This is a genomic window from Sulfitobacter sp. THAF37 (assembly GCF_009363555.1).
Taxonomy (GTDB): domain Bacteria; phylum Pseudomonadota; class Alphaproteobacteria; order Rhodobacterales; family Rhodobacteraceae; genus Sulfitobacter.
In genome coordinates this window covers 2,530,103-2,548,030 of sequence record NZ_CP045372.1, presented here as the reverse complement: position 1 = coordinate 2,548,030, position 17,928 = coordinate 2,530,103, and the positions used below count along the sequence as shown (strand labels likewise).

Here is a 17,928-nt window from a genome sequence, read left to right as displayed (position 1 = left end):
CAATGTCGGAGAGAAGGTGGGGAGACAGCAATGCGAGGCGCCTGATCTCTTGGGCGAGCATGACGTCTTCGGGGCACCGATTTGCCATTGGGTGAACTTTACTGACCGTGGAAGGCAAACCTGATATCCATCTTGCGAAGGAAACCGCTCTTTCCGGAAAACGAAGGCTGATTTTCGGCATGAGATTGGTCATGCAGCCAGATTAGGAAAGCTTGACCCTTGTGCGCAAACCAAGCTTTCTCCTACAAAGGATCAGATTTATTAACCCTTGAGGTGCCATGCGACTTCCACCGCTCAATGCGCTCCGAGCCTTCGAAGCAGCCGCCCGCCATGAAGGGTACATCCCGGCTTCGGATGAGCTGAACGTGACGCGAGGGGCTGTCAGCCGACACATCAAGAACCTCGAAGAGCACATAGGTGTCCCTCTGTTTGTCCGGCAGGCGCAGGGTGTGCGATTGACCAACGCGGGCAGGCAATTACAACCTGTCATTGCCGAGGCTCTGAACAGCATCGCGTCAGAGATCGAGCGCATGAAAACCGACGCAAATGACCTTCGCATCATCTGCCCGCCCGCGAACTCAATCCGCTGGCTGCTCCCCAGACTTGAAGACTTCCGCAGGAAACATCCGGAAATTCGCGTGCTCCTGACGACCGACTTTCACGGAGACACCGGCTATGAAAGTACGGATTTCGATGTCGGCTTTTCTGTTGAAAAATGGCCGAATCGACCAGACTCAACTGAAATGCTGCCGCTTTTCCCGGTGCGCCTGACGCCCGCTTGCTCTCCGAAATTGTTGCGTGCGGAACAACCGCTGAATGATGTGAGTGAATTGGCCCGGTTTGAGCTGTTGCACGAGACGCCCAAGCATCAGGATTGGGCGAAATGGATTGACGTTTGCTGCCCGGGGAAACTGGACGCGCGGTCCGGGCTGAATTTTCCGAACCTGGATATGGCCACCCGTGCGGCCGTGCTGGGAGCCGGAGTGGTCATGGCCGATCTTGTGCTGTGCCGCGAGGAACTTGAAAGCGGCGCACTGGTCGCGCCTTTCCCTGAACTGGTCTGCGATGGGCCATTTGGTGCTGTTTCATTGCTTGGGTCCCACGACCGGTGGCACGAACCCAAGATCGAAGCCTTCAGAACATGGGCGTCAGAAACCGCCGCGCAGGAAGCACGCCAAGCGCAAAGTTCGTGATTGAAACCGACATTCGAGACCGGCGCAGCATCCGTCAATCCGGGCTTGTAACGGACATTCGCGGCAAAAAGCCGGGGCCTGTCCCCGGCTTTTCCAGTTCGACATCTGCGGTTGCCGGTTCAGGCGGTCTTGGGGCCGAACATATGGTCCATCAGCACCGACGGCTGATCGCACCCCGCCTCGCCCACGATCTTCGCCGGGATGCCTGCCACGGTCTTGCAGGGCGGCACCTCCTCCAGCACGACGGAACCGGCTGCGATGCGGCTGCAATGGCCCACCCTGATGTTGCCCAGCACCTTGGCCCCGGCCCCGATCAGCACACCATCCTCGATCTTGGGGTGACGGTCCTCTTCCTCTTTGCCGGTACCGCCAAGGGTCACGGAATGCAGCATCGACACGTTGTCGCCCACCACGGCTGTCTCGCCGATGACAATCGAATGGGCATGGTCGATCATGATCCCCTTGCCGATCCGCGCCGCCGGGTGGATGTCCACACCAAAGATCTCGCTCACCCGCATCTGGACGAAATAGGCCAGGTCGCGCTTGCCCTTCTTCCACAGGTGATGGCCCACCCGGTAGGCCTGCACCGCCTGGTAGCCCTTGAAGTAGAGGATGGGCTGCACCAGCCTGTGGCAGGCCGGGTCACGCTCGTAGATCGCCACCAGATCCGCGCGTGCCGCTTCCACCAGACCGGGGTCCTCGGCAATGGCCTCGTCCACGATCTCGCGGACCACCATCATCGACATCTCGTTCGACGCCAGCTTCGCCGCAACGCGATAGGACAGCGCCTTCTCGATCGACTTGTGATGCAGAATACAGGCATGCACGAAGCCGCCGATCAGCGGTTCGTCCTTCACAGCCTGCTGTGCCTCGTGCTGGATCTGTTCCCAGACCGGATCGACACTGGAGATGTTTCTGCTGGGTTCGGCCATAGATCACGTCCTTTGCTGCCGTAAAGCTACCTCATGCCGCATCAGAAAACCAATGGCAAACCCGTGATGCAACTAAATTCCCATGTGTGCATGTAAGCTCCGCTTGCAAGAGTGCGCCGCGCATTTTTCGCCCAGCGCCGCCAGAACCATTTGCAGACACAAGCGAAATTCGGGATCGTCCAGCCCGGCAGCCTGCCCCCTGCCGCGCGCTTCCGCTGCCGCCTTCAAGGTTCCGTTACCCCACAATGGATGCAACCGCCCCAGGCGCCCGACATACCTGTCGGCCCAGTCTGCCTCCCTCAGCAGCCGTGCGCACAGCACTGCGCGGCGGTCGCAGGGGGCCGCCCGCAACGCCCGTGCCGCAGCCAGCAGATCGCTCAACAGCACCGCCCGCATCAGCCGCCGACCACCCGAACCTCTGCCAGACCGGGTCCATAGACCGCCGATACCTGCGCCACCGATACCTCGAAAGGCAGCGTCAGACCGTCGGCCTGCTGGTCGGCCTCGGTATAGGTCCAGCCCGGTGCCGTCACCTCCTGGGTGCGCAGCACCGTGCCGTCCACGCTGATCTGCACGAGGTAGCGTTCGCTCTCCTCGCCCAGCGGCACCTCAGGCGGATCCCAGGGATCTCCGCCCAGCCGGGTCCGGCGGATCCATCCGAACTCAAAGCCCTCATCCGCCCGCCTGACCGCCGTCAGGTGACAGGGGCTGAGGGGGCGCAGACCGTTTCCGTCAAAGGCTGCCACGACATGCCGGTAGGACGGATCGTCGTAGCCACGCCGCGCCGGTCCGATGCGGTAATGCTGCGCCACCCGGCGCAGGTTCGGCGAGATGTCGATCTGCCGCGGCCTGCCGTCCAGCAGCACAAAACGGGACCCGGCAGGCCAGACCGGCGGCATCAGCGCATCGGTGCCCGCCTGACCGCGCAAGCGTCCGGACAGCCAATAGGTCCCCGGCGCCACCAGTTGCGCCGTTTCGAACTGGAACACCTCCCAGTTTTCGGGGGTTCCGTCCCCGATCGCAGCCAGGTTCGCGCCTCCCAGCAGCGCCTCCCGGCCCACCGATTCCAGCATCCCGGCGGTCAGCCGCACCTCCAGCACCCCACCCCGATCCAGCAAACCGGGGGCCGCGGCGGGCAGGTCGTTCAGGGTGACACCCATGGTGCTGCGCGCAGGCAACAGCGTGTCGAGCCGGTAATCCGCGTCCGAACCAGAGCGATAAACCGCGACCGCCCCCGGCCAGGGCTGCGCCGTCGCGGCCACATGCGGCGCATGCGGCACCTCGTCGCCGCGCAGCAGCGGCAGGTCCATGAACTGTGCCGTCACCGGAACCGGCGCCACGAAGGGCCGCAGCGGCACCGCCGCATCGTCAAAGGGCGACGCCTCGTAGACCTCCGGCTCGATCCGCACCGCATCCACCAATTGCACGTCCATGCGCTCGGCCCGGTCGATCCGGTATAGCCCCGGACCTTCCTGCCCCTCTCCGGCCAGCTCCACCACATCCCCCGCGCCCAGCGCCCAAAGTGACGGCGGCAGCGCCAGGCGCACCTGTTCACGCGCCACCCGCGCCTCGGTCAGCCAGCGTTCCGCCACCTGCCGTCCCTCCGTCCGGGTCAGCGCCATGTTCAGCTCGGATGCCGCGATGCCGTGGGTGGCCTCGTCGGGCAGCACCGCCTCTTCGGCGATCACGTCGAAATCGCCTTCGGCCTGCACGAAGCGCAGCCGCACCCGGCCCGAAACCTCGGCCTCCGCCTCGCGCAGTTGCTCGATCACGCCGTCCAGCTCGTCGCTGACCGCAAGCTGGTCCCGCGACAACGCCCGCGCCCCCAGCCCGTCGCGCCGCCGGAAGGACAATACACCGTCCCGCTCCACCGCGTCGAACCCGTGGCGCACCATCAGCGGTTGCAGCGCCGTGCGCGCGTCGCTCACCTGTTCGACCGCGTAGCCGCGCACATAGCCGTGCAGCCCCTCCGTGCTGAACGCCGCCACCCCCGCCCGCGCGCAGATCTCCGTCACGACCGACGCCAGTGTCCGCGCAGAGGTGCGCCCGTTGATCCAGTGGCCCCGCGCATAGTTCTCACCGTCGCTCCACAGACCGCGGTTGTTGGGAAAGAACGGAAAAGGCCGCACATCCCAGGCCCAGACAAAGGCGCGGCGCATCTCCAGCATCCGACCGGCGTATTCGGTCGCCACGGGATTGCGCGCCGGATCGTCCCAATAGGACGAGATCGCCCGCAGATACTGCATCTGCATCAGGTCGTCGCGCGTCCCGTCAGAATACCGCGGCAACGCGCTTTCGGAACTTTTCCGGTCCAGGAACTTGTTCGGCTCGTTCGCCCCCTTGTCCACGGCGGCACAGCCGTATTCCGTGAACCAGATCGGTTTGGACCCGGGCACCCAGTCCGTCGGTTCCTCCTTCCGGACCCCGCCCAGGCGCTCGTGATGCGCCATGCCCCACCAGTTGCGGATGTCCTTGTAACGAAACACCCAAGGCTCTTCAAAGGCGCCATCGGTGATCGGCGTTCGGATCTGCGCGTCGCGCGCTTCGGGGGAATGATAGTACCAGTCATAGCCCTCCCCGCCTTCTATGTTGGCGCGCAGATAATCGAGATCGTAGATCGCGTCATAGGTTTGCGCGTCCAGATGATCGCTCCCCTCGCGCCAGTCGGCCAGGGGCATGTAGTTGTCGATGCCGATGAAATCGACATTCTCATCGGCCCAGAATGGATCGAGGTGAAAGTAGACGTCGCCGCTGCCATCCGCCGGCTGATAGCCAAAGTACTCCGACCAATCCGCCGCATAGCTGATCTTGACCTCCGGCCCCAGCAGGGCGCGCGCCTCGGCCGCCAGCGCCCGCAGCCGCGCGACAGCCGGAAAGCTGTCGCCCTCGGCCCGGATCCAGGTCAGCCCGCGCATCTCCGAACTGATGCAAAAGGCATCGACCCCACCGGCAGCGGCACACAGCGCCGCGTAATGCAGAATGAACCGCGACAGGGACCATTCCTCCGGTCCGGTGTAGACCACGCTGCCGTCGCCGATGGTAAAGTCGCCCGCCGTCACGCTGCCGAAAAACGCGTCGACCTCCGCCGCCGCCTGCGCCGTGCCGTCCGGGCTGCCGGGCCGTCCGGGCGCCTGCGACAGGGTGATCCGCCCGCGCCAGGGCAAGGGCGGCTGGGTGTCGGCATCGCTGTAGGGGTCGGGCAGCGTGTTGCCCGCCACCTGATCCATCAGGATGAAGGGGTAGAACATCACCGCCTTTCCTGCCGCGTTCATCGCCCGGATCGCCTCGACCACCGACTGATCCGTCGGCGTGCCGCCGTAGATCGGCCTGCCGTCCTGCTCCACGATCACCTCGGCGGCGCTGCGGGTCAGCCCCGCCACCTGCCACGGCATGTTCTCACCCTCGATCACCGGGTCCTCGACCTTGGGCCGGATGGTGCAACTGGCGCAGCGCAGGTCGTCCCCGAACCAGGATACCACGAGCGAAGCCGCCTCCAGGTTCGGCAGTTCCTCCTCCAGCGTCTCCAGCGAGAGGGCAAAATCTGCTTTTCCCTGCGGCGTGTTCACATTTGCGCTCCAGCGCGCCTGCGCCGCGTCGATGTAGGATACCTCGGTCGTCGCCAGCCCATATTCCCCCGTGCCGGGGATCAACGCGACCCCCCGAACCCCATAGGTCGGCACATGCGCCCATCCCGGCGCACAGGGCTGTTCCGGGCGCAGCACCTCGAAGGAGAACTGCGGCACCCGGTTGCCAAAGGGCGCCAGCTGCAAATCCTCCATCACCACATAGGCGGTGCCCCGATAGGCCGGTACCCTGCCCGCGCCTTCGATCGCCTCCATCACGGGGTCCGGCAGCTGGTCGGCGGTACCGGCGTAAACCCGCATGTTCAGGTCGTCCGTGGCGACCTCTTCGCCATCGGCCCAGACCCGGCCAATGCCCGTGATCTCGCCCTCGCACAGCGCGATGGCCAGACTGACCGAATAGCTGTACTCGGTCGTTTGCGGCGTGGGTCTTGCCCCCTTGCCGCCGCCCGAGACATTGACCGTCTCCTGAAAATCCGACACCCAGATCACATGCCCGCCCAGGCGCATCCGTCCGTAAACCTGCGCCAGCGGCTCGCCCTCGCCCGCGCGGGTCAGGCGGAAACGGTCCACCTTGCCGGTCTCGACCGCCTGCCCGCCCTGGCCCAGCAGGCGCTGATCCACGACCCGGCCCAGCGTCGCGCCGACCGCACGTCCTATGGCGACCGACGACAAACCCGCCAGAGTTCCCCCGATCGACCCGCCCAGCGCCGCACCCGCGGCCGAAAAAATTACCGTTGCCATCAACCGTCTCCCAAAGGAAATTCGAACCGCGCCACCACGCGCCGCGCCCAGGGGGCGCTCAGCGGGCTTTCCACCACCCCGCGCCCCGCGTAGGCATGAATGAAACGCGCGGCGTCACCCGCGCATGTCTGAATGCCAAGATGCTTGGCCACAGCGCCACTGCGCATCCGGAACAGCAGCACATCGCCCGGCGCGGCCCGATCGCGCGCCTTGGCCCTCAGGTGGCGACCCGCCGCGCGCCACAACCGTTCTTCGCCCTGCGGTTCCGACCAGTCCATCGAATAGGCCGGCACCGCCTCGGGTTCCTCGCCCAGTACCTCGCGCCAGACCCCGCGCAGCAGGCCAAGGCAATCGCAGCCCGCCGCCTTTGTCGCCTGCTGGTGCACATAAGGCGTGCCGATCCAGCCGCGCGCCGCTTCGACAACCCGGCTCATCGCAACGACCCGCCCGTGTTCGGCGCAGAGGATCGCGGCACCGCCACCACCCAATCCTCGCCCGGCAGGTCGGGAAAGCCCTGGAAGTTCACGAGATTGTTGAACTTCAGCCGACAGGTCTCCATCCGCTTGTCACAGCCCGCGACCAGCCTGACCTGCGCTCCCGGTGCTACCGGTCCGCGCAGCGGCTCCCACAGCTCGATCACCCGCTGCGCGCCATCGAAACGATCGTGTTTCACAATGCCCCACAGCCCCTGCGCCGGACCGTCCAGAACCTCAAGCCGACCCCGCGTGAACCAGCCTTCCTCGAAGCCCTGGAAACTGTCCCAGGAAAAGACGCGGCTCTCTTCGATGCTCTGCACTCCGCGTGTTTCCACATAGCCGGGCGTGTCCAGCGCAAATCGGCAGGCGGCATCGCCCAGTACGGCGGTACAGGGTTTCTGATAAACCCGGCCCTGCGGCTGGTTCAGCGCCTCCGTCAATCCTCTGAGTTCGGCGCGAAAGGCACCGCCCGCCCGGCGGATCTCTCCGATGGTGCCGCGGAACAGGATCCTGCGCTGCGCCGGATCGGTCCAGTTCACCAGCCAGCACATCACCTCGGCCCCGTCGAACCGCCCCTGCTCGATCTCGTCTTCGCGCAGGGTCACGTCGCTCAACGCGCCCAGCGCCTCGGTATTGTCGACCGCAAGGCCCGTGGACTGCGTGATGGCCCGCGCGCTCAGCCCCGTGTCCGCGCGGAAGACGTCGCCGTCGAACGCCAGCGGCATGTCGTGATCGGTAAAGGCAAAGCGCGCGCCATCGTCCCGCGTGATCCGCCAGGCATGGCACAGCGTCGTATGCCCGCTCTCCAGATGCGCCTGAAGCGCCGCTTCGGCCCCCGCCATCACAGCCTCACCTCGATCACCGGCACGTCCGGCACCTGCCCCGCCTGGAAACTGGCAACCGATGTCAGGATGCGGTCCGTATCGAAACGCACCGGCACATCGAACTCATAGCCCGCGCGGATTTCGATCTGCGGATCAGGCGGATGGTCGAACCGGACAACACCCGTCGTCACATCCACCTCAAAATCCACCCCTCCGCGCAGTTCGTCCTGATCCAGCCCGATCCGCAGGGTCCCGGCGACCGGTTTCAGGATCGGACGGCGATAGACCTGTTCACCCGACCGGTAGTTCTTGACCAGTTGAAACGATGCCGTCTCACCATCGCCATAGCCGATGGTCTGGTCGTCAAACGCGGGTTCCAGCGACGCGGGACAGGACTTGTAGTCCGACCAGTCCTTCCAGCGAAAGCCGTGCAACTGTCCCATGCGCGCCTCAAAGAAACCGACCAGCCGCTGCAGGTCGTCGATCGACCGCATGCCCAGCCCGGCGTCGAACACCCGACGCGAATGCGCCCAGGGGGTGTTGCGCTCTTCGAACCCGTTGGCCAGCGTCACCACATCCGTACGCCGCTGCGGCCCCCCCATGGCGCCGAAACTCAGGCTCTCGGGAAACCGTACCTCGTGAAAAGCCATATCGCTGCTCCTGTCTTACCTGTTGCGATTGCCCGCGCTCAACGCGCGGCTCATCTGCGCGGCGATCTGCGACTGGCTGCGGCGGAAGCCCTGCACATCCGGTGTGGTGATGTTCATCACGACCGTCGCGCCGCCCCCTGTGCCACGCACCCCCAGCTTTCCGTCGCTGCCCCGGGCCAGCGGCATGATCGCCTCGGGGCCAGCCTCGCCCATCAGGCCGGTCCCGCCCCGCATCGGGAACACCGTCGCCGATTGCACCACGCCCCCATTGGCAAAGGGCATAACCCGCCCCTGGCTAAAGGCGGCACCGTCGGCAAAGGGCAGGATGTTCTGCATCAGGTTGCCAACCCCCTGCGAGATCAGCCCGCCAAAGTGATCCGTGACCGGTCGCATCGCGGCATTGTAGGTCGTCCGCATCAACGCCTCCGCCACCGTGCTCAGCGCATCCGACAGCTTCATCCCGTCAAAGACCACGCCGTCGAAAGCCTTGCGCAAGCCGCGGCTCAACCCCCGCTCCAGCGTGGCCACATCCTTGCCCGTCGCCGACAGCGCGCTGCGCATGCGGCCCAGCTCGCCATCGAAGGCTGCAACCAGCCCGCTGGTCGTGGCCAAGGTCCCGTTCAGCGCCCGGGCATTGTCCTCCAGGTCATCCATGTCTTCAAAATCAGCCATCGCCGGTTTCCTCTTTCTGGTTGGGATAGGCGGCCATCAGCGCGGCCAACCTGTCGCTCAGCATCGGGGCCTGCGCGGCGGCGCGCCCCAGCATGATCTGCAACTCCGCCGGGGTCAGTGCCCAGAAGCTGTCGGGCGGCAGACGCAGCCCGTGCAGCCCCGCCCGCATCAACGCCCCCCAGTCCATTCCGCGTGGCCCCGTCATTCCGGCACCACAAAGGCCCGCGCCAGCAGCTCCGCCGCAGCCCGCGCCGCCGCCATCGGGCCGCCTGCGATCTCGGCCTGTGCCAATGCGGCGTCGGTGATGCGCGCGCCGCCGCCCCGCAGCCCCGCCCCCAACAGGGCCACGACGTCGCGGCTGGCAAAACTGTTGCTCTCGAACCGCTCCACCAGGGCCACCAGCGACCCCGCCTCAAGCGTTTCTTCCAGCTCGGCCAGCGCCCCCAGCGTCAGCCGCGCCAGATGGCGTTGCCCGTCGATGACCACCGCGACATCCCCCCTCCAACGATTGGCCATGCTCAGACCTCCGGCACGTCGGGCGTGAATGTCAGCTCTCCCGCCGACATCAGACTGACCTCGAATGTCGCCTCACCGTTCAATGTTCCCGCATACTCCAGCGCCGTCACCTGGAACGGCCCCTGCACCACCCCGAAATCGGGAATGATGACCTGAAAATCCGGCGTCAGCCCGTCAAAGAACAGCTGCCGCGCGCGTTCGTCCGTTCCCGCATCGCGGAACACACCCGATCCGCTGATCGCGGCGGACCGCACCCCCGCGCCCACCAGCAGCTCGCGCCATCCCCCCGCACTGTCGAGAGATGTCACATCCACCGTCTCGGCGTTGAAACTCACCCGCGTGGCGCGCAGACCGGCAATCGTCTCGAACTGCCCGTCTCCCGTCATGTCCACCTTCACCAAAAGGTCCTTGCCTGCTTGAACAGCCATTTTTCGTCTCCTGCTTGATCCTAAATTCCGTGTCTCACGCGTCCTGCACCCGCGCGGCAAAGCGCAGGTCGATCTGCCGCGCCGCGCCGTTGTCGATGCGCCGCGCCTGTGCCCGCTCGAACCGCAGCGACACCAGCCGCCCCCGGCTCAGCACCAGGTCCGCGTCCTGCAGCACGTCGCTGATGGCCGACGCCGCCTGCTTCGCGCTGGCAAACCCCGGCTGCACCGTGATCACCGACACCGTGAACCGGTGCAGTGCCCCCGGCCCCGTCCCGTCCGATGCGTCGCGCACCGTCTCGCTGCCCAACCGAACGTAGATGTCCGGCAGACTGCCAGACGGCACCGCGTCGTAGATCGCCGTCCCCACCAGAGCACCAAGCGGTCCATCCGCGCTCAATGCGTCAAATACTGCCGCCTGCAACGGCCCCGACCCCGCGTAACTCATGCCACCCGCTCCTCTTCCGCATGGCAGATCAGGTATCGCCCCTCCGGGTCGCGTTCCGTCACTGCCGTGATATTGAAAATGCGCTGCCCGTCACGCAGCCGCTGCTGGGCGCGCGGTCGCTCGGGGCTGCCAAAGGGCGCGCCGCGCACGACGATGCGAAATCCGGCACGGCTCACCAAAGCCCCCGCCGACCCGGTTTCCCGACCGGTGCGCGCGTTGATCTCCGCCCAAAGCGTGCCCACCGCCAGCCACCCCTCGACAAAGCCGCCCGCCCCGTCCGGCAGCCGCTCCGGCGTCTCCAGCACCAGCGCGTGGCTCAACCGCGGCAGGCTCATGCGCCCATCCCCAGACGAACGGGGCGGTAGCGTTCAATCAGACTGCTCACGCCGAAGGGCATGCAGCCCCCGCTCAGCCCGGTATCGTTGCGGTATTCGTAATAATGCGCCGCGAGCATCAGCACCGCCTGCCGCAGATCGCCCGGAACACCGTCCCACCCGGTCGCAAAACCGGCCTCGAAGACGATGCTGACGCTGCCCTGCGGGGGCACGGACGGCAGCAGGCTGCCCACCGGCCGCAGCTGCGGTGCCTGCATGTCCGGCGCCAGCCAGTATTGCGCGGGCGGCACCTCGGTCTCCGTCCCGTCTCGCGCGACCAGCGTGACCCGGCTGACCGCCTGCACCGGCGACAGCGGCAGCGGCTGACCCGCCGCATCCCGCCAGCCGGACAGGCTCAGGCTGAACTCCCGCCGCAGGACCGCCTTGCCCGTGCGGCCCTCTATCGCCGCCAGCGCGGCCCGCAGGAACGACAGGATCACGCCGTCCTGCACGCTCTCCAGGCCAAAGCCGGTTCCCAGCCGCAGATGTGCCTTGAACGCATCCACTGGCAGCACACCGTCAGGGACGGGAGTTTCTTCGATCAACATCATGCACATCTCCAAATATCGCCCCCTCCGGGCGGTGGTCCGTCATCGTGCCGGGCGCGCACCCACCCGCACCGCTCGGTCAGAGGGGAGCAGCTGGGCAATGCGGGGGCCTCGTCAGGTGCGCGCCCGAACCGGGGTCAGGTCGCCCCGGCCCCGGCATCCGTCACGCCCGTCAGGACGTGCCGAATTTCATCAGCTTGATCGCGGCGAAATCGCTCACGTCGCCGCCCACGCGCTTGGTCGCGTAGAACAGCACATGCGGTTTCGCACTGAACGGATCGCGCAGAATGCGCAGGTCGGGCCGCTCGGCCACCGTGTAACCGGCCCGGAAATCGCCAAATGCGATGGACATGGAATCCGATCCCGGATCAGGCATGTCCTCGGCCACCAGCACAGGATAGCCCATCAGCTGCGCCGGCTCGCCCGCCGCCAGCCCGTCCGACCACAGGAACCGGCCATCCGCGTCCTTGAGCTTGCGCACCAGCGCCGTGGTCTTGGAATTCATCACGAAAGACCCATTCGCCCGGTATTGCGCCCCAAGCGCATAAACCAGCTCGATGATCGCATCTGCGGTCACTTCTCCGTCCACGCCGCTGGGCACATAGCCCAGATTGCCCCAGTCCCAGACGTCGTTGTCCACCGCCGTATGGGTCAGAAAACCCACAGGTTTGTCGATCCCGTCCCCGCTAATAAACGCCTGCGCCTCGGCCCGTGCGAACTTGTTCGCAATCCGCCCGGCCAGCCATCCCTCGATGTCGAACGCACTGTCGTCCAGCAGCCGCTGCGACGCCTTCGGCAGGGCCGAAAGCTCGTGCAGCGGAATGGTGATGCGGTCGATCTGCGGCGTATCGGTTTCCGCCTGCGGACCCGTTTCCGTGGCCCAGCCCGCACCCACCTCAGTATGATCCACCAGCACATCGTAAGAGGTCGCCTCGACCCGCACGACACTGGCGATTGCCCGGATCGACGCCGTCGCGTTCAGCACCGACTGCACCGCTACCGAGGTCTGCGGATCGACCAGATAGCCCCCGTCCGAATTGACAGTCGTGGAAAGCGACTTGCCCTCCAGTTCCAACCCCCGCAGCCCGTCGTCATCCCCGTTGCGCAGATAGGCGCCAAAGGCCTTCTGATGCGGCGCGTCGGCCTCAATGCCCGCCGCCAACGGGGTCCGTTTCGTCATCTTGCGGTCCAACATCATCATACGCTCTTCCGTTTGTTTAAGTTTCATCTCAATTTCGCCCTGGAAGCCCTTGAAATCGGTGACAAACCCCGTCACCGCGCGGCGCACTTCCTCTGCCGGGGACGCTGCACTGTCCCCTGATCCGGTCTCGCTCATCGCTTGTCCTCGCTTGGTTCAGCCGCGGGGTGCCCCGCGCGCCAGTTCGGCACGCGCCCCGTCAAAGGCCGCCGCCATCTCCCGCAGGGCGTCGCCCAGGGGCTGCAAATCCCCCTTCGCGCCGACCCGCGCACTGGGAAGCATCGGAAATGTCACCAAGGACACCTCCCACAGCTCCAGTTCCGACAAGAGCCGCTGGCCCCTGTTGTTCTTGCTCGCCCGCACCGTGCGATAGCCGATCGACAGCCCGTCAATCGCCCCCGCCGCGATCAGCGCCGCCGCCTCACGGCCCTTCGACACGCTCGACAGGATGCGCCCCTTGACCCACAGGCCGCGACCGTCCTCGCGCACCTCCTCCCAGACGCCGATCGGTTGGGCCGGGTCGTGCTGCCACAGCATCTTGATGCTGCGCCCCGCGGCTTTCACCGCCTTCAGGCTGGCGGCATAGGCACCCGCCTGCACCACATCGCCGCCCTGGTCGGCATCCCCGAACAGGCTGGCATATCCGCTGATCTCGGTTCCGCCCTCGACCTCGACCGCCGCGCCGAACCGCGCGAACTTGCGCTCCAGCCCCGGCAGGCCGCCGGACATATCTTTCCCGTTCCCCGGAACCACCCCGAGGTCGCCTTGATCATGATCCATGACAACTCCTGTAATTTTCAGTTGCTTAGGGCGTCACCGCCAGGAACGACTGAACCGCCTGCGCCAAAATCACCGCAGCCACCCCGTACACGGTCAGCCACAACCTTCTTTCCATCCGCGCCATCATGGCTTCCAGCTGATCGAGCCTGCGCAGCAGGTTTTCGCGATGAACCCGGCTGACTTCCTCGTGGGCCTGCAACCGCAACCCCGGCGCACAGTCGAACCGCTCGAAACCGGGTTCACGCATCGTCAGCCACCGCAGGCAGACCCAGCAGACTGCGCTTTTCGGCCTGGGTCAGAAAATCCGCCTGCGCCACCCGCGCCCATTGCGCATCGCGCTCCGCCGCCAGCGCGGGAACCTGATCCAGATCGGGCTTCAGCTCCAGCGCCTCGCCGCTGAAACCGGCCAGCCAGTTCGCCAAAGCCGCCGCAACGCGCGTGGCCAATGGCAGCACCGTCAGGCGATAGAACGCCCGGTGCGCCTCTTGATAATTGGCATAGGTGGCATCGCCCTGGATGCCCAGCAGCATCGGCGGCACGCCATACGCCAGCGCAATCTCGCGCGCCGCGGCCTCCTTGGTCTTCTGGAATTCCATGTCGCTCGGCGAGAACCCCATCGGCTTCCAGTCCAGCCCGCCCTCCAGCAGCATCGGCCGGCCCGCGTTGCGCGCGCCCTGATGGTGGCTCTCCATCTCGCTCACCAGCCGCTCGTACTGATCCTCGCTCAGCTTGCCCTGGCCTTCCGCCCCCTTGTACACGATCGCCCCCGACGGCCGCGCGGCATTGTCCAGCAGCGCCTTCGACCAGCGCGAGGCCGCAGTATGCACATCCATCGCCATCGCCGCCGCCTGCATCGGCGAAAACCCATAGTGGTCGTCCTGCGGGTGGAAATTGCGGATGTGACAGATGGGGCGTGCGCCTTCCGCCACCGCGAAACGATGCTTTGCACCGCCAACCGCATATTCATAGGCCACCGGCCAGCCATCCCCGCCCGGCACCACCGACATCCGGTCAGAGCGCAACACATGCAACTCCACCGGCAGGCCCGCGGCCCCGCCGACAGCCTCCACATAACCGTTTCCGCTCAACAGCAGCTGCGCATAAAGCGCCTCCAGCAGCTCCGCCCGGCCCTGCGCCCCGTTGGGCCGGGCCAGCAGGTCCGCCAGCGGATGTGTGTCGTAACGCCGCGCGCTGTCCTGCACCACCAGCGGCAGCGCCGCCGCAGCTTCCGCGATCAGCTTGACCGACCGGAAGCCGACCGGGTTCCCGCAGAACCCGGTGCGGGTCAGGCTCGCCGTGTCGCGCGGGCTCCAGGCCACGCGGCCCGAGGTCTGATAGGCCACCACCGGCCCCGTCGCCGAAGCCTTCCGCTCCGCCTGGGGCGCCGCCGATCCGCGCCGCAGAAAATCAAATGCCATTCCGTCGCTCCTCATCTCGCCTGCCGCCAGTGTCCGCCTCAACAACCGACACAGGAACACTTTGACTCAAATGCGTTAAGGTCCCGAAACCCCACCGCCCGATGGGGGGCGCAACACGCCATTTTCCTGCGAGAGCCGCGGTGGGGCGTCCCGCCCGGCGCCTACAGGCTCCGCACGCCCGGCGCCCGCCACTTCGCCGCCGGAGCGATCATCAGGTCGTGCAGCGCCCAGACCAGCGCATCCACCCGGTCTGGCGACCCGTCGCCCTCGTAGCCGCGTGCGGTCATCCGGCACATCTCGTCCTCCAACGGGTCCAGCCCCCGCACGTGATGCACCCGCCCCTGCTCGTAAAGCGCGGCGACCGGCTCTGCCCGCGCCACCTTGCCCCGACGGGCGTGTACCGTCTTCAACGGCACCAGCGGATCGACCCCGCGCAGTACCTCGCCCACCATCTGACCGCCCTGGTTGACCTCCGCCACCAGCCGGTCCGCGCCAAACCGCTCCATGGCCGAAATCGCGGCCCGCGCCCAGCCCGTGGGCGTGGCCCCCTGCACCGTCGCATCGGCCAGCACATAGGCACGCCAGTCCTGCACCGGACCGCGGGTCTGCGCCCCCGCCACCACGATCCCGCAGGCGTCCGATCCCGCCCCCGATGACGCCGCCGGGTCCAGCCCCACGACGATCCGGTCCAGCTCAGGCACCCCCTCGACCCGCGCCACCTCCAGCAGTTCCGACGTCCACAACGCCCCTTCGGCATCCGCCAGCAACACCCCGTCCAGTTCCTGCCGCCCCAGCCGCGTTCCCGCGTAACGCGCCATCACCTCTTCCAGAAAGGACTGCGCCAGATGCGCCGCATTCGCCTGCGTGGGCGCATGGGTCGTCACCGTGGAGGGCGACGCCAACAAACGCTTCAGCACCGGCACATTTCGCGGTGTGGTCGTGACGCAGACCTGCGGATTGTCCCCCAGCCGCAACGCGAATTGCAACTGGTCCCAAGTGTCCTGCGCCTTCTTCCATTTGGCCAGCTCATCCACCCAGGCCGCATCGAACTGGGGGCCACGCAAGCCTTCGGGGTCATGCGCGGTATGCACCGTCGCCACCGCCCCGTTCGGCCAGACCAGCCGCTTGCGCCCCGCTTCCCATTCCGGTCGCCGGTCGTCGGGCGAACAGGCCAGGATGCCACTGTCGCCAAAGATCATCACCTCCCGCACCTGCTCGATGGTCTCGCCCACCAGCGCCACCCGGCGGCAGCGGCCCGCATCCATCGGCCGCGCCCCCTCCACCTGGGCGCGGACCCATTCCGCCCCCGCCCGCGTCTTGCCCGCACCCCGGCCCCCCAGCACCACCCAGGTCCGCCACGCGCCCTCCGGCGGCAATTGATGGTCCATCGCCCAGAACTCGAAGAGAAAGGGCAGCGCCAGCACTTCCTCCGGCGCCAGGGAGTCAAGAAACCGTTGTTGGAGGCCCGCATCGGCGCAGGCGATCCAGCTTGCACCCGATTTCAGCCCGGGCTCTGTCCAGATCGAGGGCGTGGTGCCCTCGGGCGATACCGGCTTGCTTGTTTCTGCTTTCATTGAGAGTGTTCTCCGCCTTTGCACATTGCGGGATCAGCGCCTGAATGTCCTTCAGGCCCTGGCTCACCGCCTTGGGGTCGATATCTTCAAGAGACCGCGCCTGACGCGTGATCTCCTCGATCCGGCGCCGCAAATCCCGGATCGCCGATTGCAGGGCCTCAAGGACCTCGGTGTTGTATGCTACTTCTTCCTGCAGGTTTTTGACTTCCATGCGGACTCGAACCTTCTGTTGGGGGCCCTGACCAAACAGGCATGAAAAAGGCGGCACTCGGGTCGCCCCGAGGCCGCCTGACACCTGTCCCAGCATGGCTAAATATGTACTTCAGACCGCGCGCAAAGTCAAGTTATTTAGCATTAACAACACCTTACACCACCGCGCGCAGCGCCTCAGTTCCCCCCGGTCGACGCGTTGCCCGCCGCCGCCGCGCCGCGCTCCGCCTCGATCTGGCGCCAGCGCGCGACGTTGCGGTTGTGCTCTTCCAGCGTTGTGGCAAAGGCATGACCGCCGGTACCGTCCGCAACGAAGAAGACGAAATCGCTGTCGTCCGGCTGCGCCGCCGCCATCAGACTCGCACGGCCCGGATTGGCAATCGGCGTGGGCGGCAGGCCGTCTATGACATAGGTGTTCCAGGGCGTCTCCGCCCGCAGCTCCGACCGGCGCAGGCCCCGGCCCAGCACGCCCTGCCCCTCCGTGATGCCATAGATCACCGTGGGATCGGTCTGCAGCCGCATGTTCTGGTTCAACCGGTTGACAAAGACCGACGCCACCTGACCCCGCTCCTCCGGCACCCCGGTCTCCTTCTCGATGATCGAGGCCAGGATCACCAGTTCTTCGGGGTTGCCGATGGGCAGATCCGGATCGCGGGCCTCCCAGGCTTCGGCGACCAGCACCTCCTGTGCCGCCGCCATCTGCGCGATGATCGCCGCCCGGTCGTCGCCGGGACGGACCTCGTAGCTGTCAGGCGCCAGCGCACCCTCCGGCGGGACTTCGGAAATGCTGCCTTCCAGAAGGTCGATGCCCTTCAGCGCCTCAGTGACCTGCCAGCTCGTCACGCCTTCGGCCAGCGCCACGCGGAACCGGGTGTCGGCCTTTTCCTTCATGGTCTCGAAAATCTCGGGCACGTCGTCTTCGCCGGGGGTGAACTCGGCCCGTTCCACGAAACGGTTGGTGGCCGGATCCAGCTCGCGCACCTGCACGGACACCCGGTTCACACCGACCCGATAGACCACCTCGGTCCCGCAGGTGCTGGCCCCGCCCCTGGTCACGACATCCACGATCTGCGCCATGGAGGTGCCCGGCTGCACGAGAAAGCTGCCCGCTTTCAACTGCGCGGTCTTTTCCTCGTAATCCGCCCCGATCCGAAAGATCGCCGCGGAAGAAATCGCACCCTGATCGGCCAGCTTCTGGCTGACCCGCCGCATGTTCGAGCCACGCTCGACCTGCAGGCAGATCGCGTCGCTCAGCGGCCCCTCAGCCTGATACTCGGACTTGCCCCAGATGATGACCCCGCCCAGCAGGAACAACCCCATGATCAGGAACGTCACCGCGTTGGACGCGATATGTCGCCACATCCC

The 17,928-nt window shown here is 66.3% G+C and carries 20 protein-coding genes; 1 reads left to right on the top strand and 19 read right to left on the bottom strand.

Annotated features, from left to right (window positions below; all coding sequences use genetic code 11):
- Positions 1-278: 278 nt before the first annotated feature.
- A complete protein-coding gene (locus tag FIU94_RS12490) occupies positions 279-1,193 on the top strand; it encodes a LysR substrate-binding domain-containing protein (RefSeq protein WP_152466103.1) in 915 nt (304 codons plus the stop codon).
- A 119-nt stretch (positions 1,194-1,312) separates the two neighbouring features.
- On the opposite strand, the gene cysE is transcribed toward FIU94_RS12490, so the two are convergent.
- The 19 genes from cysE to mltG all read right to left on the bottom strand — a co-directional run bounded on the left by cysE (position 1,313) and on the right by mltG (position 17,925).
- A complete protein-coding gene (gene cysE / locus FIU94_RS12485; RefSeq protein ID WP_152466102.1) occupies positions 1,313-2,125 on the bottom strand; it encodes a serine O-acetyltransferase in 813 nt (270 codons plus the stop codon).
- Between the two features lie 395 nt (positions 2,126-2,520).
- Complete coding sequence (locus tag FIU94_RS12475) at positions 2,521-6,450, bottom strand: glycoside hydrolase/phage tail family protein (RefSeq protein ID WP_152466100.1); 3,930 nt, start codon at positions 6,448-6,450, stop codon at positions 2,521-2,523.
- Positions 6,450-6,884, bottom strand: a complete 435-nt coding sequence (locus tag FIU94_RS12470; RefSeq protein ID WP_152466099.1) for an NlpC/P60 family protein — start codon at positions 6,882-6,884, stop codon at positions 6,450-6,452. Before FIU94_RS12470 ends, FIU94_RS12475 begins: the two co-directional genes overlap by 1 nt.
- Positions 6,881-7,768, bottom strand: a complete 888-nt coding sequence (locus tag FIU94_RS12465; protein ID WP_152466098.1) for a DUF2163 domain-containing protein — start codon at positions 7,766-7,768, stop codon at positions 6,881-6,883. Before FIU94_RS12465 ends, FIU94_RS12470 begins: the two co-directional genes overlap by 4 nt.
- Positions 7,768-8,400, bottom strand: coding sequence for a DUF2460 domain-containing protein (locus tag FIU94_RS12460; RefSeq protein ID WP_152466097.1), 633 nt, complete (start codon positions 8,398-8,400; stop codon positions 7,768-7,770). The genes FIU94_RS12465 and FIU94_RS12460 overlap by 1 nt, the downstream gene beginning before the upstream one ends.
- Before the next feature lie 15 nt (positions 8,401-8,415).
- Positions 8,416-9,072 carry a phage tail tape measure protein gene (locus tag FIU94_RS12455; protein ID WP_152466096.1) on the bottom strand — a complete coding sequence of 219 codons (657 nt, stop codon included), beginning with the start codon at positions 9,070-9,072 and terminating at the stop codon, positions 8,416-8,418.
- On the bottom strand, positions 9,065-9,277 hold the full coding sequence (locus FIU94_RS12450; protein WP_254702534.1) for a rcc01693 family protein: 213 nt from the start codon (positions 9,275-9,277) through the stop codon (positions 9,065-9,067). The genes FIU94_RS12455 and FIU94_RS12450 overlap by 8 nt, the downstream gene beginning before the upstream one ends.
- On the bottom strand, positions 9,274-9,588 hold the full coding sequence (locus FIU94_RS12445; RefSeq protein ID WP_152466095.1) for a gene transfer agent family protein: 315 nt from the start codon (positions 9,586-9,588) through the stop codon (positions 9,274-9,276). Before FIU94_RS12445 ends, FIU94_RS12450 begins: the two co-directional genes overlap by 4 nt.
- Before the next feature lie 2 nt (positions 9,589-9,590).
- On the bottom strand, positions 9,591-10,016 hold the full coding sequence (locus FIU94_RS12440) for a phage major tail protein, TP901-1 family (protein ID WP_152466094.1): 426 nt from the start codon (positions 10,014-10,016) through the stop codon (positions 9,591-9,593).
- Between the two features lie 34 nt (positions 10,017-10,050).
- The gene (locus tag FIU94_RS12435; protein ID WP_152466093.1) at positions 10,051-10,461 is read right to left on the bottom strand and encodes a DUF3168 domain-containing protein; all 411 of its coding nucleotides are present in this window, start codon (positions 10,459-10,461) and stop codon (positions 10,051-10,053) included.
- Complete coding sequence (locus FIU94_RS12430; RefSeq protein ID WP_152466092.1) at positions 10,458-10,796, bottom strand: head-tail adaptor protein; 339 nt, start codon at positions 10,794-10,796, stop codon at positions 10,458-10,460. The genes FIU94_RS12435 and FIU94_RS12430 overlap by 4 nt, the downstream gene beginning before the upstream one ends.
- Positions 10,793-11,386: a head-tail connector protein gene (locus FIU94_RS12425; RefSeq protein WP_152466091.1), complete on the bottom strand. Its 594-nt coding sequence runs from the start codon at positions 11,384-11,386 to the stop codon at positions 10,793-10,795. Before FIU94_RS12425 ends, FIU94_RS12430 begins: the two co-directional genes overlap by 4 nt.
- A gap of 169 nt (positions 11,387-11,555) precedes the next feature.
- Positions 11,556-12,719 (bottom strand): phage major capsid protein, encoded by a 1,164-nt coding sequence (locus FIU94_RS12420; protein WP_152466090.1) that lies wholly within the window; start codon positions 12,717-12,719, stop codon positions 11,556-11,558.
- 18 nt (positions 12,720-12,737) lie between these two features.
- The gene (locus FIU94_RS12415) at positions 12,738-13,310 is read right to left on the bottom strand and encodes an HK97 family phage prohead protease (RefSeq protein WP_152467042.1); all 573 of its coding nucleotides are present in this window, start codon (positions 13,308-13,310) and stop codon (positions 12,738-12,740) included.
- A 76-nt stretch (positions 13,311-13,386) separates the two neighbouring features.
- Positions 13,387-13,608, bottom strand: coding sequence for a hypothetical protein (locus FIU94_RS12410; RefSeq protein WP_152466089.1), 222 nt, complete (start codon positions 13,606-13,608; stop codon positions 13,387-13,389).
- Positions 13,601-14,779: a phage portal protein gene (locus FIU94_RS12405; protein ID WP_152466088.1), complete on the bottom strand. Its 1,179-nt coding sequence runs from the start codon at positions 14,777-14,779 to the stop codon at positions 13,601-13,603. Before FIU94_RS12405 ends, FIU94_RS12410 begins: the two co-directional genes overlap by 8 nt.
- 161 nt (positions 14,780-14,940) lie before the next feature.
- Positions 14,941-16,167 (bottom strand): DNA-packaging protein, encoded by a 1,227-nt coding sequence (locus tag FIU94_RS12400; protein ID WP_152467041.1) that lies wholly within the window; start codon positions 16,165-16,167, stop codon positions 14,941-14,943.
- Positions 16,168-16,222: 55 nt separating this feature from the next.
- Entirely contained in the window at positions 16,223-16,564 is a 342-nt protein-coding gene (locus tag FIU94_RS21045) for a hypothetical protein (RefSeq protein WP_152466087.1), read from the bottom strand.
- 176 nt (positions 16,565-16,740) lie between these two features.
- Positions 16,741-17,925, bottom strand: a complete 1,185-nt coding sequence (mltG, locus tag FIU94_RS12390; RefSeq protein WP_152466086.1) for an endolytic transglycosylase MltG — start codon at positions 17,923-17,925, stop codon at positions 16,741-16,743.
- Positions 17,926-17,928 lie beyond the last annotated feature (3 nt).